Raw genomic sequence first — 17,305 nt, forward strand, 5'->3', positions numbered from 1 at the left:
AACAACAGGAGAACTGTCATGCCCCGTGGTGACAAATCCGCATACTCCGATAAACAAAAGCGCCAGGCCGAGCACATCGAGGAAAGCGAGCGCGAGCGCGGTGCCAGCGAAGGCACTGCCGAGCGCATTGCCTGGGCGACCGTGAACAAGCAGGATGGTGGTGGCAAGCGTAGCGGCAGCGCGCGCAAGGGTACGAAGAAGGCGACCAGCAAGAAGGCTGCCAAGAAGGCGCCTGCCAGGAAGTCGGGCACAAAGAAGGCCACGACCAAGACGACGGCGGCGAAGAAGGCACCGGCTCGCAAGACAGCCACAAAGAAGACCGCAAAGAAGACAGCGGCCAAGAAGGCCGGTACAGCCGCCTCGCGCAGTGCTGCAGCGAAGAAGGCGGCGAAGACACGTGCGGCGAAGAAGACCGTGCGCAAGGTGGCGGCGAAGAAGGCCGCGCGTACCCGCGCGCGCGGCTGAGTCCTTCGATCAGGGCGACAGCGTCCTCATCCACGCGGCAACTTCGGCTGCGGCTGCGTCAGCGCGTGCCTGCAGCAGCAGATGCGGCCCTTCCAGCGAAACATGCCGGGCATCCGGCAAAAGGGCCTGCAGTTCTGCCACGCTGGGCGGCCACAGCAGGCGGTCATGGCACGCGTGCAGGCACAGCGTCGGCACGTCGATTGCCGGCAGCAATGCGCGTACGTCGACGCGCAGGGTCGCTGCGGCGCGTTGCCGCAGTGTGGCCGCCGGAATCCGGGCCAGCGCATCGCGCAGCATCGACAGGTGCTCGCGGGTGCGCCACCGCCCCAGCAGAAGGCGCGCCAGCAACGCCACGGGAGGCAGAGGCCAGGCCGGCGTCAGCAGGGCTGCGCTGGCTGCCGGCAATGGCACCGGCCGACACGCAAAGGTCGCGGCAAGCACCAGTCCGCGCAGCCCGGCGGGCTGTCGCGTGGCCAGTTCAACCGCCAACGGGCCCGAGAAGGACTCGGCAAGCAGGATGAAGGGATGGCCGGGCAGCTGCGACCACAGCCGTTGGGCCAGCGTGGCGTGATCCTGCCCTCCCTGCGCAGGCAGCGTAATCGCCTGCGTCGTCAGCCCATGAGCCTGGAGTGCTGACAGAAACGGGATCGACAGCCTGCCGGAGCCATCCAGCCCGGGCAGCATCAGCACGTGCTGCGGCGTGGGTGATGCTGAATCACAGCCCGGCTTTTCCTCGCTCCCGATTCCCATGTCACCTCCTTTGCTGGCAAGCATCGCCCACATCGGCAGGCAGCGGAACCTCCGCTCCGGCTCTCCTGCTGCTTTGCCGGTCAAGGTTGAGCGATACTCCCCGCTCTGCCGCGGGACGCGGCTGCCAAGGAGAGCCTCTGATGCGATGGACCTACGCGCTGGCCATGATGGCCATGATGCTGCCACTGAACAGTTCCGCCAACGATGGCTGGATAAACGGGGCAGGCAAGGCGATGCCGGAGACCGATGCCATGAAATCCAGCGGTGGCTTTGCGGCATCGCTGCTGGTCACCTCCGATGCCGACTGGCAGGCCAAGTGGGAGACCCCGCCAGAGACCACTCCCGGTTTTACCCAGGCCGACGAAGTCCACCCGGGCGGTGAATTGTTCCTGCTGACATTCCTGTCCAACCCGCAACTGGATGAGAACCGCGTACCCAAGGTGCACTGCGATCTGCGCATGCTGCGCCCGGACGGCAGTACCAGCATCGACGAACGCGATGTTCCCTGTTTCACCGCTGCCCTGCCCGGCCCGCCAACCCTGTTGTACATGACCAACCTGCACCTGAAGTTCGTGGCCGAGGCCAGTGATCCGAAAGGCACGTGGACTGCGCAGGTGGTGGTCAGGGATCTGCTGCGGAATGTGAGCCTGCCTCTGCAGGCTCACTTCGACGTCCGTTGAACGGAGGCATGCGGATGAAGATGCGGCGATTACTGAGCTGGACCGGTCTTGCGCTTTGCGTGGTCTACCTGCTGTTGACCGCATGGCTGGTTCACGGCGCGCAGTCGGATGCGGACCCGAAGGGGGCCTATATCCTGATGTCGCTCCCCATCACCCTGCAGTCTGCTGCACTCGATGCCATCGGCGCAGGCAGCCTGCTGTACGGCAAACCCTGGTCGACCGCGTATGCAGTACTGGTTCCGCCAACACTGCTGTTGCTGTACGCAGCCGGCTGGCTGATCGAACGCGCCGCGCGCGGCCGCTAGCCAGCGGCACCGACCGGTTGCGTGCATGCGGTGCCCTGCATGCGGGGCATCACATGCAGAGCGTCATCCAACATCCAGTCGCAGGTTGCTTACGCCGCCTGCGCAGGCACGATGGGCATGCGCGCGCCCTGCTCCACCTTGAACACCGCCACCGACGTGGTCAGCGCATGCGCCTGTTCCTCCAGCGCGCGGCTGGCGGCGGTGGCTTCTTCCACCAGCGCAGCGTTCTGCTGGGTCACCTGGTCCATCTGCACCACCACCTGGTTGACCTGCTCGATACCGGCGGCCTGTTCCTTGCTGGCCGCTGCGATGTCGCTCATCAGCTGCGTGGTGCGCGAGCTGGCCTGGGCCACGCGGGCGATCGCGGCTTCCGATTCAACGGTCACCGCCAGGCCACTCTTCACCTTGGCAGCAGCGTCTTCGATCAGCTCCTTGATCTCCTTGGCGGCGACACCGGCACGCTGTGCGAGCGTACGTACCTCGCTGGCGACCACGGCAAAACCACGGCCCTGCTCACCTGCACGCGCGGCTTCAACCGCAGCATTCAGCGCCAGGATGTTGGTCTGGAACGCGATGCCGTCGATCACGGTGGAGATTTCCGAGATGCGTGCCGAGGACTGATCGATCTCACCCATCACCGACGCCATCTGCGCCATCGCCTGCTCGGTTTCGCGTACGGCGGCACCGGCGGCATGCGCTTCACTGTCGGCCTGACGAGCGAGCTCGGCATTCTGGCGCACAGTCGAGGTCAGTTCCTCCATCGATGCGGCGGCTTCTTCCAGGTTGGCGGCCTGCTGCTCGGTGCGGCGCGACAGGTCGTTGTTGCCGGCAGCCAGTTCCTGCGCCGCGTTGTTGATGCTGTCGGCGGCCACCTGGATGCCACGCACGATGCCGGTCAGCTGCGCGGTGGTGGTGTTGGCGTCGTCACGCATGCGGGCGAATACACCGTCGTACTCGCCGTCCATGCGTGCAGTCAGGTCGCCGTGCGAGATCGCACGCAGCACATCGGAGACATCAGCGATGCTGGCCTGCGAACTGGCCATCATGCCGTTGAGGTGCTCGACCATCGCCTTGAACTGGAACTGGAACGCAGCGGCGTCGCCACGCATGCTGAAATCACCGGCGCGCGCGGCCCGGGCCAGTGCATCGATCTGCGCGTTGATCGCCATCAGGCTCTGCTTCACTGCGGCCAGGGTGCGGGTCAGCGTACCCTTCTCGCCCGGGTAGTCCGGCAGGTCGCGGCTGAGGTCACCGATGGCGTAACGCTGCATCACTTCAGCCATCAGCAGCTCCACCTGCACGTGCGATTCGACCAGGCTGTTGGTGGCCTGCACCATGCGGCCGAAATCGCCGGGGAAGGCGCTGGCGTCCATGCGGTAGCGGATCGCACCCGCCTCGTGCTGTTCGGCCATCTGCAGCTGTGCGCCGATCGCCGCCTGCACGCTCTGCCGCACGCTGGCCATGGCTTCACCCAGCTGGGTCAGTTCATCGCGGCCGCCAAGGCGGAACTCCTGGTCCAGCTGGCCCTTGGACAGGCGTTCGGCCACGTTCACCGCGCGGGCCAACGGGCCGGTCAGGCTGCGCCCGATCATCACCGAGGCACCGATGCCCACCAGCAGCGCGACGCCGCCCAGCACCAGCAGCTGCAGCAGGCTGCGCTCGCCCAGGCGGATCGCCTCGGCGGCCGCCTCACGGCTTTCCTTCTCTTCGAAGTCCACGCCATCGGACAGCGCCTTGTTCCAGCCGTTGGCGGCTTCCTGCACCGGGCCCAGGGTCAGCGCCACGGCGCCCGGGTAGTCGCCCTGCTCCATGAGTTCGCTGGTCTGCTTGTTGAGCGGACGCGCGATGGCACGCTTGGCGGCGATGGTTTCGGCAATGGCCTTGCCCTCGGCGTCGCTGGGCAGCGCCTGGTAGGCCGTCCAACTGGCCTCATAGCGCTTGACCAGATCGGCGATGCGCTGCTCATCATGGCCACGGTCATCGCCCTGGCGGATCAGCATCTCGCGGCGAACGACCATCATCTGGTTGTTGGCATCGAGCATCTGCGACAACAGGCGCACCTTGGCCACGCTGACATCGACCACCTGCTGCATCGCGCGCTTCTGCACGACACTGGCGGTGGCGCCGGTGGCCACCACGGCCGCAACCAACAGCAGCAACAGGCCAAAGCCCAGCCCAAGACGCCAGGCAACCCTGACATTCCTCAAGTAGTTCATCGGTACATCCAAAACGGGGGGATGTGGCGTTATCGGCGGCCCGCCAGGCAATCTTGATCGCCAACCGCCAACGGCGTGGGGCACCATTCACCTTGGTGAGCCCTTGGCCGGCGGCACCCGCGCGGGGACGGTGGCGCAACGACCCGACTGCTCATGCAGACGTCAGATCTCTTTCACGGCGGCTCGGCGCGGCCTGCAGGCAAGGTGGTGGCGTCATCTGCTGGAGTTCCCAATGCCATTACCCGTGTACCGATCCACCCTGCTCGCTCTCTCGCTGCTGGCATCGCCGGCGTTCGCGCAGGCACCGCCGCCTGGACTGCCCGCCCCCATCGCCGAGAAGGCCGGACCGGACACCGCAGCACGTTCCGCCCTGCATGCCCAGGTGCTGCTGGATCGCGCGAATTTCTCGCCCGGCCAGATCGACGGTGAAGTGGGCAGCAACCAGCGGCGCGCGGTGTCGGGTTTCCAGGCAGCGCACGGCCTGACCGTCACCGGTGAACTGGACGACGCGACCTGGCAGGCCCTGCAGGCTGATACGGTCACCCCCCTGGCCAGCTACACGCTGACCAGCGAGGATGTCGCCGGGCCGTTCCAGGCGGTGCCGAAGGGCCCCGCCGCACAGGCCAAACTGAAATCGCTGGGCTTCAACAACGTCGAAGAGTCGCTGGGCGAACGCTTCCACGCATCCCCTGAGCTGTTGAAGCTGCTCAATCCGGGCGTGGATCTGAGCAAGGCGGGCAACCGCATCCAGGTGCCCAATATCGCACCATCGCCGCTACCGAAGGCGGCCAAGGTGGTCGTCGACAAGTCCGATTCCAGCCTGCAGCTGCTGGATGCGCAAGGCAAGGTGATCGCTCAGGTGCCGGTTTCCTCCGGCAGCCAGCATGATCCGCTGCCGATCGGCGAATGGAAGATCCTGGGCGTGTATCGCGACCCGCCGTTCCACTACAACCCCAAGCTGTTCTGGGATGCGCGCAAGGGCGAAAAGAAGGCGACACTGCCGCCGGGCCCGAACAATCCAGTCGGCCGGGTCTGGATCGACCTGTCCAAGCCACACTACGGCCTGCATGGCACGCCCGAGCCCGGCCATGTCGGCAAGACCGAGTCACATGGTTGCGTGCGCATGACCAACTGGGATGCGCTGCGCGTGGCCGATGCGGTGGATACCTCCGTCCCCGTGGTGATGCAGGAGTGAGCCGATGCGTCTTTCGCAGCTGATCGTGCTGGGCGTGCTGCTGGGACTGGGGGCCGGCTGGTGGCTGCGCCGCGATGCAGGCGAGCCGGTAGCCGCCTCGCTGCCGGAAGCACAACCGGCAGCCGCTGTGGCGCCGGCCAAGGGATCGGTAGCGCCGCTCGACACGGCCCCTGCCCCCGCCGCCATCGCACCGTCAGCCGCGCGGACTGCGGATGCGCCGTCGGGTCTGCTGCTGCCGGTACAGGGCGTCCTGGCCTCCCAGCTGCGCGACACGTTCACCGATGCGCGTAGCGAAGGCCGCGTGCACGATGCCATCGACATCATGGCCACCGCCGGTACGCCGGTGCTGGCAGTGGCCGATGGCACGGTGGAAAAACTGTTCAACAGCGAGCGCGGTGGCCTGACGATCTACCAGTTCGAGCCCAGCGGACGCTGGTGCTACTACTACGCGCACCTGCAGCGCTATGCCGACGGCCTGACCGAAAAGCAGGTGATCAGGCGCGGGGAGGTGATCGGTTACGTGGGCAGTACCGGCAACGCCAGCGCTGAGGCTCCGCATCTGCACTTTGAAGTGCACGTGCTGGGGCCGGAGAAGCAGTGGTGGAAGGGGGAATCGATCAATCCGTATCCACTGCTGAATCCGCCTGCTTCGAAGCCCGGTGCTGCCAGCGCCGCAAAGTGAACGTGAACACCGCCAAGGCAGCTCCTGGAATCAGCAGGAGCAGTGCCGCCACTTTCCAGAAGAAGAACGGCCACAACCAGACATAATCCAGGTCAGTCAGCTTCAACAGGTCCAGTGGCGGCTGCAGCTCGACGGTGGCCGCGCGATCGGCCAGCGCCGGGTCCACCTCCAGCACGGTTAGCCGCACCCATGAGCGGCCGCGTGGCAATGCATCGCCGCGACCATAGCCGAAGTAGGACGCCATGAGGCCGCTGGACTCAACCGAAGCCAGCCCACGATTGATGCCCTGTCCGGCCACTCCCGAACGCTCCCCTGCGCGGAAGTCTCCATGATCGGTCGGAGTTTCGATGCGCAGCAGCACCTCGGGGTCAGCCTCTGTACCGTCTGCGGCATAGCGCAGGCGCAGCCGCAGTTGGTCATCGATGAGGCGGTAGACGGTGAACTAGGCGGTTGCGCCAGGGCTCAGCACCAACGGCACCGTCTGCGTGCGCGAAGCCAGGGTATTGGCAGCCGCACCCAGCACCAGTACCAGGCAGGCGATGCCCCACAGGCTCCACAACACCCACAGGGTGACCCGTATCACCGTCGTGCCCTTCACGCTGACATCCTGGTCATCGCGTCGCTTCCCCGCTGGCCCTGGCGACACAGTAACGAAAAAGCCCCGCTTGCGCGGGGCTTTTCCTGTCACCTACGCCGGGCAGCGCCCGGCGCTACCTCAGGCGAACGGATCCTGCAGGACCATGGTGTGGTCGCGGTCCGGGCCGGTGGAGACGATGCTGATCGGGCAACCGGCCAGCTCTTCCAGCGAACGCAGGTAGGCACGTGCGGCCGGCGGCAGGTCGTCCCAGTTGGTGATGCCGTGGGTGTTCTCGCTCCAGCCCGGGAACTCCAGGTACACCGGGGTGCAGTCTTCCCAGCCCTGCGCGTCCAGCGGCGCGTACTCGGTGCGCTTGCCGTTGTATTCGTACGCGATGCAGACCTTCAGCTTTTCCATGCCATCCAGCACGTCCAGCTTGGTGATGCACAGGCCGCTGATGCCGTTGATGGCCACGGCGCGCTTCAGCGCGACGATGTCCATCCAGCCGCAACGCCGCGGACGGCCGGTCGAGGCACCGTACTCGGCGCCGCGGTCACGGATGCCCTGGCCGACTTCGTCGTCCAGCTCGGTCGGGAACGGGCCGCCGCCGACGCGGGTGGCGTAGGCCTTGGCGATACCCAGCACGTAGTCGATCGAATCAGCGCCGACGCCGGAACCGGCCAGCGCACCACCCACGGTGGTGTTGGAACTGGTGACGTACGGGTAGGTGCCGTGGTCAATATCCAGCAGCGCACCCTGCGCACCTTCGAACAGCACGCGCTTACCCTGCTTGCGCAGGTCGTGCAGGATGCCGGCCACGTCGGACTTCATCGGCTGCACGTATTCGCCGAAGGCCAGCGCTTCGTCGAAGGTCTTCTGGAAATCGACCGCATCGGTGTTCAGATACTTGGTCAGCACGAAGTTGTGGTAGTCCAGCGCAGTGCGCAGCAGCTCTTCCAGCTGCTTCGGATAATGCAGGTCGGCGATGCGGATGCCGCGACGCGCCACCTTGTCTTCGTAGGCCGGGCCGATGCCACGGCCGGTGGTGCCGATCGCCTTGCCACCGGCAGCGCGCTCGCGCGCCTGGTCCAGGGCGATGTGGTACGGCATGATCAGCGGCGCGGCCGGGGAGATCTTCAGGCGCGAACGCACTTCCACGCCGGAGGCTTCCAGCTCGGCGATTTCCTTCTGCAGCGCGGCCGGCGAGATCACCACGCCGTTGCCGATCAGGCACAGCGCATCGTCACGCAGGATGCCCGACGGGATCAGGTGCAGGACGGTCTTCTTGCCGTTGATGACCAGGGTGTGGCCGGCGTTGTGGCCGCCCTGGAAGCGCACGACGGCGCCGATTTCCTCAGTGAGCAGATCGACGATCTTGCCCTTGCCTTCATCGCCCCACTGGGCACCCAACACTACGACAGACTGACCCATGACGGGCTCCTCGATTTGTTGCGGCCATCGGGGCCGCGGACGGGTAAACCGTGGCGGGGCTGGCCAGCACCTGCAAGGCGGCTCCAAACGGGGAGCGGCCGGCGATGGAAGGCCCAGACACGGAAAAAGCCGAACGGGGAGGCCCGTCCGGCTTTTGTGCATTATCCGGGTTTCCGGGGTCGGATGCCACCTTTCCGACGGGTGGCTTTACCGGCCGGTCAGCCGCCCCGCCCGGTCGTGCCGGCCGCTGGCCGGCAACGCCAACCAAGGTTGGCATCCACCAGAGCCGGGCCATGCATGTGAACGCCGGCACTACCCTTTCAGTGGCGGGCCCACCACAGCAGGCTCAGGCCGGCCAGCAGCACCAGCCCACCGAAGCTGCGCAGGGCCGGGCTGGGCAGGTCCAGCAGACGTTCGGCCATGCGCTTCCAGGCGAACGGGGCGACGAACAGGAACAGGCCTTCCAGCACCGCGACCAGGCAGACAGCGGCAAACAGATCTTTCATGGGGGACTCCGGAAAAAGCACGGGGCCCGGCATATGGCCGGGCCCCGTGGGGTACTGCCCTGCGACCTCAGCGGTCGTTCTTCAGGTACTGCAGGAACGGGTCGTTCTTGTCGAGCACGATCACACCGTTGCCGTCGGTCATGGAGCCACGGTAGGCCTCCAGGCTGCGGTAGAACGCATAGAACGACGGATCGGCCGAGCCGGCCTTGCCGTAGATGCGGGCCGCCTCGGCATCGCCTTCACCGCGCAGGCGCTGGGCATCACGCTCGGCCTCGGCGATCAGCACGGTGCTGTCACGGTCGGCCTGGGCGCGAATGGTCAGCGACTGCTCCTCGCCCTCCGCGCGCAGCTTTGCGGCTTCCTGCTTGCGCTGGGCACGCATGCGCTCGTACACGTCGTTGATCACCTGGCTGTCGGTCGGCAGGTCCACCTGCTTGATGCGCAGGTCGATCATCTGCATGCCCAGGCCGGCCACCGCTTCGTTGATCCCCTTCAGCTGCTCGGCGATCAGCTCGCTGCGGTCGCCGGAGACCAGCTGCTGCAGGGTGCGCGAGTTGATCTGGTTGCGCAGCGAGTCGGTGATGATCGGTGCCAGGCGGGCGTTGGCGATGCGTGGATCGCCGCCGGTGGCACGGAAGTAGTCACCCACGTTGGAGATGTAGCCGATGGCGAAGAAGTCGACGCTGACGTCCTTCTGCTCGGCGGTGAAGTAGCGCGCCGGCGCGGTGTCGAGCACCTGGAAGCGGCGGTCGAAGACCTTCACCGTTTCCACCACCGGCACCTTGAAGTGCAGGCCCGGCTTGATGTCCGAACGCACCACCTTGCCCAGGTTCAGCACCATGGCGGTCTGGTCCTCACGGACCACGTACACCGAGCCGAGCAGGCCCAGCACCACCGCCACGATCACGGCGATCCAGATAGGACTCTTCATCGGCTGCCCTCCTCACGGCCGCTCGGTCGCCCGGTCGGGCGGCCCACCGGCCGGCCCGGATCACGGGAAGCTTCCGCCGCTGCACCCGGCAGCGACGGCATCACCACGTCCGGGTTGGCCACTGCGGCCGGAGCCGACGTGCTGGGACGGGTATCGCCGGTCATCGGCACGTAGATCAGCTGGCGGCCATCGCCACCGATCACCTTGCGGTTCTCGCTCAGCACCTGCTGCACGGTCTCCAGCCACAGGCGCTTGCGGGTCACTTCCGGGGCGTCCTTGTACTGGGCCTGCAACAGGCTGAAGCGCTGCGCGTCACCCTCGGCCTTGGACACCACGGCCTGCTTGTAGCCTTCAGCGGTGGTACGGGCGCGCGAGGCCTGGCCCCGGGCTTCCGGCACGACCTTGGCGGCGTAGGCCTGGGCTTCGTTGATCAGGCGTTCCTTGACCTGCTGGGCACCGTTGACCTCGTCGAAGGCCGGCTTCACTTCTTCCGGCGGACGGGCATCCTGCAGGGTCAGGCCGGTCACGGTCAGGCCGGTCTTGAACGCCTTCAGCAGCGCCTGCAGGCGCTCCTCGGCGGCCACGGCCAGCGGGCCACGGTTGTTCAGCACGGCGTTGAGATCGGCGCGGCCGACTTCCTCGCGTACGGCGCTCTGCGCCGACTGCTCCAGCACCTGGTTGGCATCCACGGTGCCGAACAGGTACTGCTGCGGGTCGTCGATGCGGTACTGGACGTTCAGCGAGACGTTGACGATGTTCTCGTCGCGGGTCAGCACCGGCACCTGGATCGAGAACGTCTTGATCTCGGTGGCGTTGACCTTGGTGACCGATTCGATCGGCCACGGCAGCTTGAAGTTCGGGCCGGGCTGCAGGATGCGCGAGAACTGGCCGAAGCGCAGCACCACGCCACGCTGCTGTTCGCCGATCAGCTGGAAGCTGGAGAACAGCACCAGCAGCACCACGGCTGCCACCACCCAACGCACGATGCCGCCGTCGAACAGGTCCTTCAGCGGCCCGGGCAAACCGCCCCAGCCACCACCATTGCCACCGCCGCGTGACCCGAACGGCCCGCGTCGATTGTCCTCGGGGCCTTGTCCGCCCTTGTTGCCGCCGGGTGTATTCCAGGCCATGCACGCTCCATCAAGATTTGGGCTGCGGCGCGGGCCCTTCCCGCACCGCCAGCCGTGAAACCATCACCGATCATACAAGATGGGGCGGATCGGCAGGATCGAAAGGGGGGCAACGGGGTAAGGTGGCGTTTTCCTCGAAGTCAGGCAACGCCGATGGCCCCCACCACCCCGTTCACCGCCTTCCGCATCGAAAACGACGACGCCGGCTACCGCAGCGGCCTGGTCCGGCTCGGGGTCGACGACCTCAACCCCGGCCAGGTGCTGATCCGCGCCCACTGGTCCTCGGTCAACTACAAGGACGCGCTGGCCGGTACTGGAAAAGGGAAGATCCTGCGCCGCTTCCCGCTGGTGGGCGGCATCGATGTGGCCGGCACCGTGGTCGCCAGCACCGACCCGGACTGGCGTGAAGGCGACGCGGTGCTGGCCACCGGCTGCGGCCTCAGCGAGACCCGCGACGGCGGCTACAGCCAGTACGTGCGGCTGGAATCGCGCGCGGTGATCGCCCAGCCGGCCGGGCTGACCCCACGCGAGGCGATGGTGCTGGGCACCGCCGGCTTCACTGCGGCGCTGGCCCTGCTGCGCATGCAGGACAACCGCCAGACCCCGGAACTCGGCCCGCTGGCGGTCACCGGTGCCAGCGGCGGTGTCGGTGCGCTGGCGCTGTCCATCTTCAGCCGTGCCGGCTACAGCGTGCACGCGGTCAGCGGCAAGCCGGACCAGGCAGGATTCCTGCGCAGCATCGGCGCCACCGAGGTACTGCCGCGCGACGCGCTGGCCGACACCGGCGCGCTGCAGTCGGGCCGCTTCGGGGGTGGCCTCGATAATGCCGGAGGCGCCATGCTGGCCAGCCTGCTGGCGCAGACCGTGCCCTACGGCAGCGTGGTCAGTGCCGGCCTGGCTGCCAGTCCGACGCTGGACATGACGGTGATGCCGTTCATCCTGCGCGGTGTCTCGCTGCTGGGCGTGTCCTCGGCCAATGCGCCACGCGGACTGCGTGAGGAAGTGTGGTCGCGGCTGGGGAGTGACTGGAAGCCGCAGCACCTGGACCGCATCTGCACCGCCGAAGTCGGCCTCGATGGCCTTCCTGCCGTATTCGAACGGATGCTGGCGGGCGGTTCGCTGGGTCGCACCGTGGTGCGGATCGACTGAACGTCGCAGGCAGGCGACGGACGGCAGACGTGGCCCTCCCGCCGGTAATGGGCCCGCACTACACTGCGGGCATTACATGGGGAACAACATGGCACGCATTCTGATCGTCGACGACTCACCGTCGCAGCTGTTGGGGATACAGCGCATCGTCGAGAAGCTCGGGCACCAGATCCTGACCGCCACCGATGGCGCCGCCGGGGTCGAAACCGCCAAGGCCGAGCTGCCCGACCTGGTCCTGATGGACGTGGTGATGCCCAACCTCAACGGCTTCCAGGCCACCCGTACCCTCGCCCGCGACGAGGCGACCCGGCATATCCCGGTGATCCTGGTGACCACCAAGGACCAGGACACCGACCGCATGTGGGGCATGCGCCAGGGCGCCAAGGCCTACATCACCAAGCCGTTCTCGGAGGACGAGCTGTCCGAGGTGCTGGAGCGCGTGTTCGCGGGCCAGGGCTGAGACGCGCGCGGTAGTGCCGGCCGCTGGCCGGCAACCACGCATCACCGTCCAGGGCAATGAAGTTGCCGGCCAGCGGCCGGCACTACCTTCAAATGGTCTCGCCGAACGCCTTGGCCAGATTGCGGTACGCCTTCTTCTGCGCCTCATCGGTCGCAGCCGGGGCCACGATCTCGATCTCGACGATCTGGTCGCCATCCGGGTTGCCCGGCAGGCCACGCCCGCGCAGGCGCAGCTTGCGGCCGGCATCGGAATCGGCCGGAATCTTCAACTCCACCGCGCCACCCAGGGTCGGCACGCTGATGCTGGTGCCCAGCGCGGCCTGCCACGGCGTGAGCGGCAGCGTATAGAGGATGTTGCGGCCATCGACCTCGAACTGCGGGTGGGCGGCGTATTCCACTTCCAGCAGCAGGTTGCCGCCATGGTTGCCCTGCCCTGCCAGGCGGATCACCTGGCCCGGGCGGATGCCCTTGGGCACGCGCACGTCCAGCTGCTTGCCGTTGACGGTGATGCGCAGGCTGTCGCCGCTGTAGGCCGCTTCCAGTGGCACCGACAGCTTGGCGCGGGTATCGCGGTTGGGCGCATGGCCCTGGCTGCTGAAGCCCGGACCGGCCCCCGCGCCCGCTCCACCGCGCTGGCGCGCGAACAGGCTTTCGAAGAAGTCGCTGAAGCCGCCGTTGGGGCCGCCGCCACCGAACACTTCCTCGAAATTGAAACCACCGGCGCCGCCGTAGTTCGGCGGCACGTTGAACTCCTCGCCCGGGCGATAGCCCTGCGCGCGCAGCTGGTCGTAGGCCGCGCGCTTTTCCGGATCACGCAGCGCCTCGTAGGCCTCGTTGACCGCCTTGAACTTGTCTTCGGCCCCAGCCTCCTTGCTGACGTCCGGGTGGTACTTGCGTGCCAGCCGGCGGTAGGCGGTCTTGATCTCCGCCTCGCCCGCGCTCGGTTCCACCCCCAGGGTGGCGTAGTAATCCTTGAATTCCATCCAGCTACCTCGATTCGCTTCGGCCGCGCCGGTGGCGCCGCCCCGGGTTCATTCTACGCGCCTGCGAGGCTACGCCGCCCCTCGTGCGGCCCCGGTGAGGCCGACTGATCCTGCGCAATGCGGCTGCCATCCCCGTGCGCCACGCTGTGGCTGGAAGCCCCTGCCACAACGCCGGAAGATGGGGCCTGCACACCGGGTTTCCAATGTCTTGACGCCCCTGTCCCATCCGGCCCACTAGCCTGCCCCAGCAAGGAGTTCCCATGACCATCCATGTCGGCGACCGCATTCCGGAAGTGACCCTCAAGCGCATCCGCGAGGGCATTGAAACGCTTGATACGCATTCGTTGTTCGAGGCGCGCAAGGTGGTGCTGTTCGCCGTGCCCGGTGCGTTCACCCCGACATGCTCGGCACGTCACCTTCCCGGCTACGTCGAAAAGTTCGAGGCCTTCCGCCAGCGCGGCATCGACGTCTACTGCATGGCCGTCAACGACCCGTTCGTGATGAAGGCCTGGGCCGCCGACCAGAGCGTGCCCGACGGCCTTCTGATGCTGTCCGACGGCAATGCCGAGCTGACCCGCGCCCTGGGTCTGGAGCTTGATGCGAGCGCGTCGGGCATGGGAATCCGCTCGCGTCGTTTTGCCCTGTACGTCGACGACGGCGTAGTTCGAGAGGCCTGGGTTGAACAGCCCGGCCAGTTCGAAGTGTCTTCGGCCGAGTACGTGCTGGAGCATCTCCCCACCTGATTCCCCACCGCAGAAGGAAACGGCCAGCCATGTCCAGCAAGCCAGCCAAAGCCAGCAAGCCCGCCGCGAACGTTCCTAGCATCAGCGATCGCGCAACCCTGCGCGAGCGCGCCCGGCGCAACCTCGAAGACGGCGCGATCACAGACAGCTACAGCGCTGACCGCGAGGTGGTGATCAAGCTGCTCAACGACGCACTGGCCACCGAGTACGTCTGCGTTCTGCGCTACTACCGGCACTACTTCATGGCCAAGGGCATGCTGGCCGACGCGGTCAAGGCCGAGTTCCTGGAACATGCACAGCAGGAACAGGCGCACGCCGGCAAGCTGGCCGAGCGCATCGTCCAGCTGGGCGGCGAGCCGGATCTCAACCCGGATACGCTGACCGCGCGTTCGCACGCCGAATACAAGGAAGGCAGCGACCTGCGCGACATGGTGCGCGAGAACCTGGTGGCCGAGCGCATCGCCATCGACAGCTACCGCGAGATGATCAACTTCATCGGCGACCGCGATACCACCACCAAGCGCATCCTTGAAGAGATCCTGGCGCAGGAAGAAGAGCACGCCGATGAGTTCGCCGACCTGCTGGATGGGTGGATCGGGGAATAGCGGCCCCGCATACGCCTTGGCAGATGCCCACCCTGGTGGGCGCATTCATCGCGTGCCAACCAAGGTTGGCACCTACCGCAGGACGTTGAACCTTACCTGTGTCCACGCGCCATCTGCCGCCAGCGCGGTCAAGGTGTGCGCGCCCGGCTCGGCGAACTCGCGCTGCATCAGCTGCGCGCCGTGCGTCTGTGCGATCCAGCGTCCATCGAGCAACCAGTCCACCGCCTGCTCGCTGCCCAGCGCGCGCAGCTGCAGGCGTACGCCATGTTCCGAATTCGGCGCGCGCGCCAGCGTGGCGCCATCGTTGAGCCCATCGATGTGCAGCGCAACGCTGGCCTCGCGGCCATCATCACGGCAGTCCGGCGACAGCGCCGGCAGCTGCGAGGCTTCGCGCGTGGCCTTGGACAGCCACGGCGACAGCAACGCTGGCCAGCGCGCGATCTCGCGCGCGACTTCTTCGTGCGGCAAGCGGCAATCGGCTGACACGCGCAGACCGGTACGCGCATCGGCAAGGTAGCGCTGCCGACCCGGTTGCCAGCGCCGTGCCTCGCGTTCGGGGAAGGTCGGTGGTGCCGCGCCTTCCAGCAGATAGGCTGGCATCAGCCGCTGGCAGAGCGCAGCAGGCAGGCCTTCGGCACGCTCACCGGTCGGCCAGCAGATGTCTTCCTGGCTGACGCTGGCCGGCATCGGTGCAGCGGCCGAGTCACCGCGCTGGCGCGGCAGGCTGTCCACCACCTCGAACATCAGCGGCAGCGCGGTCACCGCGCCGTACTGGCCCGGTAGGGGTGTGCCGTCCGGCCGGCCCACCCACACGCCCACGGTGTAGTGGCGGGTGCTGCCAATCGCCCACGCATCGCGGTACCCGTAACTGGTGCCGGTCTTCCACGCCACGCGCGGGCGGCCACCGACATCGAACGTCCCGACGCTATACCCCGGCCGCGGATTCGATTCCAGCATCTCGCGCACGATCCAGCTGGCGCCCGGCGAGGCCAGGCGCCGCTCGATCATCGGTTCGTCATCGGTGTAGCGCACGCGCCCGGCGATGCCGTTGCGGTTGAGCGCGGCGAACGCACCGACCAGATCTTCCAGCCGCGCGCCGGTGCCGCCCAGGATCAGCGACAGGTTGGGCGTGCTGCCCGGCGGGAAGCGCAGCTGGATGCCGGAGTGCGACAGGCGCGCAGCAAAGCGCGCCGGACCGACCCGCTGCAACAGGTCCACCGAGGGCACGTTGAGTGACAGCCGCAGCGCGCTGGAGGCGCCGATCGGCCCATTGAAGGCCATGTCGAAGTTGCCGGGGCGGTAGCTGCCGAAACTCTGCGGCGCATCGACCAGCAGGCTTTCCGAATGGATCAGGCCATCGTCCAGCGCCATTGCATACAGGAACGGCTTGAGCGTGGAGCCCGGCGAACGCCAGGCCTGCACCATGTCCACGTGGCCGAGCCGCTGGCGGTCACCGAACGCCAGCGTGCCGACATAGGCACGCGCCTGCAGGGTCTGGTTGTCGACCACAAGCAGGGCCGCCGAAGTGCGCTCGGGCAGCGTGGAGAAGTAGCTGGCCACGCGTTCTTCCAGGGTGCGCTGCAGGCCGATGTCGATACTGCTCTGGATGCGTGCCTGGCCCGGATGCGCCGAGTGCAGGCGCTGCGCCAGCAACGCGGCATGCAGCGGCGGCCGCAGCGAGCGTGCAACCACGTTCTCGATGCGCGCATCTTCCACTTCTTCCGCTGTCCACGCGCCCAGCTCGGCCATGCGTGACAGCACCTTGTCGCGCGCCTTCTGAGCCGCTTCCGGATGGCGGTCCGGGCGCAGCCGGCTCGGCGCCTGCGGCAGCACCGCCAGCAACGCGGCCTCGGCATGCGACAGCTGCGCCGCCGGCTTGCCCAGGTAGGCCCAGCTGGCCGCTTCCACGCCCTCGATGGTGCCGCCGTAGGGTGCGCGCTCCAGGTACAGGGCCAGGATCTGCTGCTTGCTCAGGTGCACTTCCAGCTGCACCGCACGCAGCATCTGCTTGAGCTTGCCCCAGGGCGTGCGCGTATGCGGATCGAGGATGCGTGCGACCTGCATGGTCAGGGTCGAGCCACCGGACACGATGCGACCACCGCGCAACAGCTGGCCACTGGCACGCAGGATCGCCAGCGGGTTGATGCCCGGATGGCGCCAGAACCAGCGGTCTTCGTAGGTCAGCAGCGCCTGAAGGTACAGCGGCGAGACGCTGTCGGTCGATGCCGGATAACGCCACACGCCCTCGGCATCGGCGAACGCACGCAGCGGCGTGCCATCGGCAGCCACCACCAGGGTGCTGGTATCGCGCTGCTTCGGCAGCGGCGGCGGGAAGGCGAAATCCAGCACCAGCAGCAGTGCCAGCGTGGCGGCCGTACCCCAGCGCAGCCACGGCCACAGCGGCTGCAGCCGGCGGCGCAGGGCCGCCAGCCGGGCCGTCATCGTGTTCGTCATTGCAGCGTGCCGCATTGGAGCTTGCCAGCTGGACGGGCCGCACC

Annotated in this window: 17 protein-coding genes and 1 pseudogene; 9 read left to right on the forward strand and 9 right to left on the reverse strand. The window is 67.2% G+C overall.

Features of this window, described 5'->3' with window-relative positions:
- Nucleotides 1-18 precede the first annotated feature (18 nt).
- Nucleotides 19-465 (forward strand): hypothetical protein, encoded by a 447-nt coding sequence (locus AC5P9L_RS18015; protein WP_133050362.1) that lies wholly within the window; start codon nt 19-21, stop codon nt 463-465.
- 9 nt (nt 466-474) lie between these two features.
- Here AC5P9L_RS18015 and AC5P9L_RS18020 read toward each other — a convergent pair whose 3' ends face one another.
- Nucleotides 475-1,215, reverse strand: a complete 741-nt coding sequence (locus AC5P9L_RS18020) for an alpha/beta fold hydrolase (protein WP_005414175.1) — start codon at nt 1,213-1,215, stop codon at nt 475-477.
- A gap of 140 nt (nt 1,216-1,355) precedes the next feature.
- Here AC5P9L_RS18020 and AC5P9L_RS18025 point away from each other — a divergent pair, with 140 nt between their 5' ends.
- Together AC5P9L_RS18025 and AC5P9L_RS18030 are read left to right on the forward strand one after the other, a co-directional pair.
- On the forward strand, nt 1,356-1,895 hold the full coding sequence (locus tag AC5P9L_RS18025; protein ID WP_171968980.1) for a hypothetical protein: 540 nt from the start codon (nt 1,356-1,358) through the stop codon (nt 1,893-1,895).
- Between the two features lie 14 nt (nt 1,896-1,909).
- Nucleotides 1,910-2,200, forward strand: a complete 291-nt coding sequence (locus AC5P9L_RS18030; protein WP_005410634.1) for a hypothetical protein — start codon at nt 1,910-1,912, stop codon at nt 2,198-2,200.
- A gap of 89 nt (nt 2,201-2,289) precedes the next feature.
- On the opposite strand, the gene AC5P9L_RS18035 is transcribed toward AC5P9L_RS18030, so the two are convergent.
- Nucleotides 2,290-4,416, reverse strand: coding sequence for a methyl-accepting chemotaxis protein (locus AC5P9L_RS18035; RefSeq protein WP_062607916.1), 2,127 nt, complete (start codon nt 4,414-4,416; stop codon nt 2,290-2,292).
- Nucleotides 4,417-4,648: 232 nt separating this feature from the next.
- Here AC5P9L_RS18035 and AC5P9L_RS18040 point away from each other — a divergent pair, with 232 nt between their 5' ends.
- Nucleotides 4,649-5,611, forward strand: coding sequence for a L,D-transpeptidase family protein (locus AC5P9L_RS18040; protein WP_005410636.1), 963 nt, complete (start codon nt 4,649-4,651; stop codon nt 5,609-5,611).
- Between the two features lie 4 nt (nt 5,612-5,615).
- Nucleotides 5,616-6,293 carry a M23 family metallopeptidase gene (locus AC5P9L_RS18045; RefSeq protein ID WP_279915770.1) on the forward strand — a complete coding sequence of 226 codons (678 nt, stop codon included), beginning with the start codon at nt 5,616-5,618 and terminating at the stop codon, nt 6,291-6,293.
- Here the strand turns inward: AC5P9L_RS18045 and AC5P9L_RS18050 are convergent.
- The 5 genes and pseudogenes from AC5P9L_RS18050 to hflK form a co-directional block, all read right to left on the reverse strand.
- Nucleotides 6,229-6,891, reverse strand: a pseudogene (locus AC5P9L_RS18050) (hypothetical protein). The gene AC5P9L_RS18045 and the pseudogene AC5P9L_RS18050 sit on opposite strands and share 65 nt — an antisense overlap.
- A gap of 117 nt (nt 6,892-7,008) precedes the next feature.
- Nucleotides 7,009-8,301: an adenylosuccinate synthase gene (locus AC5P9L_RS18055; RefSeq protein ID WP_014038120.1), complete on the reverse strand. Its 1,293-nt coding sequence runs from the start codon at nt 8,299-8,301 to the stop codon at nt 7,009-7,011.
- 320 nt (nt 8,302-8,621) lie between these two features.
- Complete coding sequence (locus AC5P9L_RS18060) at nt 8,622-8,807, reverse strand: DUF2065 domain-containing protein (protein WP_005410640.1); 186 nt, start codon at nt 8,805-8,807, stop codon at nt 8,622-8,624.
- A gap of 67 nt (nt 8,808-8,874) precedes the next feature.
- The gene (hflC, locus tag AC5P9L_RS18065; protein ID WP_005414169.1) at nt 8,875-9,738 is read right to left on the reverse strand and encodes a protease modulator HflC; all 864 of its coding nucleotides are present in this window, start codon (nt 9,736-9,738) and stop codon (nt 8,875-8,877) included.
- Nucleotides 9,735-10,868, reverse strand: coding sequence for an FtsH protease activity modulator HflK (hflK, locus tag AC5P9L_RS18070; protein ID WP_005410642.1), 1,134 nt, complete (start codon nt 10,866-10,868; stop codon nt 9,735-9,737). Before hflK ends, hflC begins: the two co-directional genes overlap by 4 nt.
- A 153-nt stretch (nt 10,869-11,021) precedes the next feature.
- Between hflK and AC5P9L_RS18075 the strand changes: the two genes are divergently transcribed.
- Nucleotides 11,022-12,017 (forward strand): YhdH/YhfP family quinone oxidoreductase, encoded by a 996-nt coding sequence (locus tag AC5P9L_RS18075; protein WP_043034522.1) that lies wholly within the window; start codon nt 11,022-11,024, stop codon nt 12,015-12,017.
- 88 nt (nt 12,018-12,105) lie between these two features.
- Nucleotides 12,106-12,477 carry a twitching motility response regulator PilH gene (gene pilH, locus AC5P9L_RS18080; RefSeq protein ID WP_005410644.1) on the forward strand — a complete coding sequence of 124 codons (372 nt, stop codon included), beginning with the start codon at nt 12,106-12,108 and terminating at the stop codon, nt 12,475-12,477.
- A gap of 88 nt (nt 12,478-12,565) precedes the next feature.
- Here pilH and AC5P9L_RS18085 read toward each other — a convergent pair whose 3' ends face one another.
- A complete protein-coding gene (locus tag AC5P9L_RS18085) occupies nt 12,566-13,459 on the reverse strand; it encodes a DnaJ C-terminal domain-containing protein (RefSeq protein WP_005410645.1) in 894 nt (297 codons plus the stop codon).
- A 260-nt stretch (nt 13,460-13,719) separates the two neighbouring features.
- On the opposite strand from AC5P9L_RS18085, the gene AC5P9L_RS18090 reads away from it, so the two are divergent.
- Both AC5P9L_RS18090 and AC5P9L_RS18095 read left to right on the forward strand, forming a co-directional pair.
- Nucleotides 13,720-14,202, forward strand: coding sequence for a peroxiredoxin (locus AC5P9L_RS18090; protein ID WP_279915800.1), 483 nt, complete (start codon nt 13,720-13,722; stop codon nt 14,200-14,202).
- Between the two features lie 29 nt (nt 14,203-14,231).
- Entirely contained in the window at nt 14,232-14,807 is a 576-nt protein-coding gene (locus AC5P9L_RS18095) for a ferritin-like domain-containing protein (protein WP_279915799.1), read from the forward strand.
- Nucleotides 14,808-14,879: 72 nt separating this feature from the next.
- Here AC5P9L_RS18095 and pbpC read toward each other — a convergent pair whose 3' ends face one another.
- Entirely contained in the window at nt 14,880-17,261 is a 2,382-nt protein-coding gene (gene pbpC / locus AC5P9L_RS18100; protein ID WP_279915798.1) for a penicillin-binding protein 1C, read from the reverse strand.
- Nucleotides 17,262-17,305: the final 44 nt, after the last annotated feature.

This window comes from Stenotrophomonas sp. YJH_SMC_64 (genome assembly GCF_059371375.1).